Origin of the sequence: Nocardioides sp. NPDC101246 (assembly GCF_044767415.1) — a bacterium.
Classification (GTDB): domain Bacteria; phylum Actinomycetota; class Actinomycetes; order Propionibacteriales; family Nocardioidaceae; genus Nocardioides.
In genome coordinates, this window is sequence record NZ_JBIWNX010000008.1 from 310738 (window position 1) to 312613 (window position 1876).

A 1876-nucleotide genomic window follows, 5' to 3' on the forward strand; every position below is an offset into this window, starting at 1 on the left:
CGGGGGCGGCCCCCCCCCCCCCCCCCCCCCCCCCCCCCCCCCCCCCCGCCGCCCCCCCCCCCCCCCCCCCCCGCCGGCGGCGCGCGCCCCCCCCCCCCCCCCCCCCCCCCCCCCCCACTTCTGCTGTCTCGGCCGGTCGGTCAGCGGGCTGAGTCCGACGCGAGGGTCGCGTTGTGGCGGCGGTTCGTGGCGATCAGCTCGTCGAGCATGTCGCGGGTCCGGAGCAGGTCCTCGATGTGGGCGCTGAGCCGGTCGCGCTCGCCGACCATCATCTCGAAGGCGGCCTCGGAGGTGTCGGCGCTCGGCCGGTCGACGCAGGGGAGGACCTCGCCGATCGTACGGCTCGAGAGTCCGCCCGCGTAGAGCCGCTGGAGGAGGATCACCCGGTCGACGGCCGCCTCCGGATAGTGCCGCTGGCCGCTGCTGCTGCGCTCGGACTCGAGCAGCCCCTGCTCCTCGTAGTAGCGCAGCGAGCGGACGCTCACGCCTGCTCGCCTCGCGAGCTCGCCGATCCGCATCGAACTCCTCCTGGGTGATCTCCGGCACAAGACTTGCCTCTGACGTCAGTGTCAGGTTCTAGCGTACGTGGCGAACCACTGCCACTCCCAAGGAGCTCACCTGTGACCAGCCTCTTCGACCGCCACCACCTGGGCCCGCTGACGCTGCCGAACCGGATCGTGATGGCGCCGATGACCCGCGCCCGAGGCACCGCCGACGGACTGGCGACGCCTTCGATGGCGACGTACTTCGCTCAGCGGGCGACCGCCGGGCTGCTCGTCTCCGACGGGATCGCCCCCAACCGTGTCGGCACCTCGAACCCCAACACCGCGGGACTGCGCACCGAGGAGGAGGCCGCCTCCTGGCGGCAGGTCACCGACGCGGTCCACATCAACGGTGGCCGGATCTTCGCCCAGCTCATGCACGGCGGCCGGATCTCGCACGAGTCGATCTCCGGCCTCCGGCCGGTGGCTCCCTCAGCCGTCACCGCGGCCGCCGACGTCTTCACGCCGACCGGGCCCCAGCCCGCGCCGGTGCCGCGTGCCCTGGAGACCGCGGAGATCGCGGAGCAGGCGGGGTCGTACGCCGAAGCTGCCCGCCGTGCGGTGGGCGCCGGTTTCGACGGGGTCGAGCTGCACGGGGCCAACGGCTACCTGATCAGCCAGTTCCTCTCGACCAACGCCAACCTGCGAACCGATCGCTACGGCGGCTCGGTGGCCAACCGGATCCGGTTCGCCGTCGAGGCGGTCGCGGCGACGGTGGACGCCGTCGGCGGCGACCGCGTCGGCATCCGGCTCTCGCCCGGTGCAGGGCTCTGGGACGTCACCGAGCCCGATCATGCGGAGGTCTATGCGGCGTTGCTCGCCGAGCTCAACCGGCTCGGGCTGGCGTACGTCCACCTCGAGGCCACCACTGATGAGGCGACCTTGCTCGACCTGCGCAAGCGGTGGGACGGAACCATGATCGTCAACCCGAGCTCCTGGCTGACCCGCGGTGATGCGGCGTTCGGAGCCAGGCCGACCGATCTGGCCTCCGCGGACCGCTGGCTCGGCCTGGGTGCCGACCTGGTGAGCTTCGGCCGGGCGTACCTCGCCAATCCGGATCTCGTCGAGCGCCTTCGTCGCCGGCTTCCCCTCGCCGAGGCCGACCCGGCGACCTACTACGCCGGCGGCGATGCCGGCTTCCTCGACCTCCCGGCCCAGCACCAGGTCGCCTGACTCGTCTCGATCGAGACCGCAGGAGCGGATGCCGAATCCGTAGTTGTGGGGGGGGGGGGGGGGCCCAACTCCGCCCCCCACACACCCCGCGCCCGCAGAACAAGTGAGTGTGGGTTTTTGGTGGTGGTGGTGGTGGGGTTGGCCGCCCACCCCAAAGAAAA

At 72.5% G+C, this 1876-nt stretch carries 2 protein-coding genes; one reads left to right on the top strand and one right to left on the bottom strand.

All coding sequences use genetic code 11. The features are described from left to right. Positions 1 to 140: 140 nt before the first annotated feature. Positions 141 to 518 (bottom strand): MerR family transcriptional regulator, encoded by a 378-nt coding sequence (locus ACIRON_RS17410; RefSeq protein WP_402993750.1) that lies wholly within the window; start codon positions 516 to 518, stop codon positions 141 to 143. Positions 519 to 620: 102 nt separating this feature from the next. On the opposite strand from ACIRON_RS17410, the gene ACIRON_RS17415 reads away from it, so the two are divergent. Then, positions 621 to 1715 (top strand): alkene reductase, encoded by a 1095-nt coding sequence (locus ACIRON_RS17415; RefSeq protein WP_402993752.1) that lies wholly within the window; start codon positions 621 to 623, stop codon positions 1713 to 1715. Positions 1716 to 1876: the final 161 nt, after the last annotated feature.

Excerpts from the sequence above, each read along its gene's own strand:
- ACIRON_RS17410 (WP_402993750.1), bottom strand. The coding sequence starts at position 518 with ATGCGGATCGGCGAGCTCGCGAGGCGAGCAGGCGTGAGCGTCCGCTCG.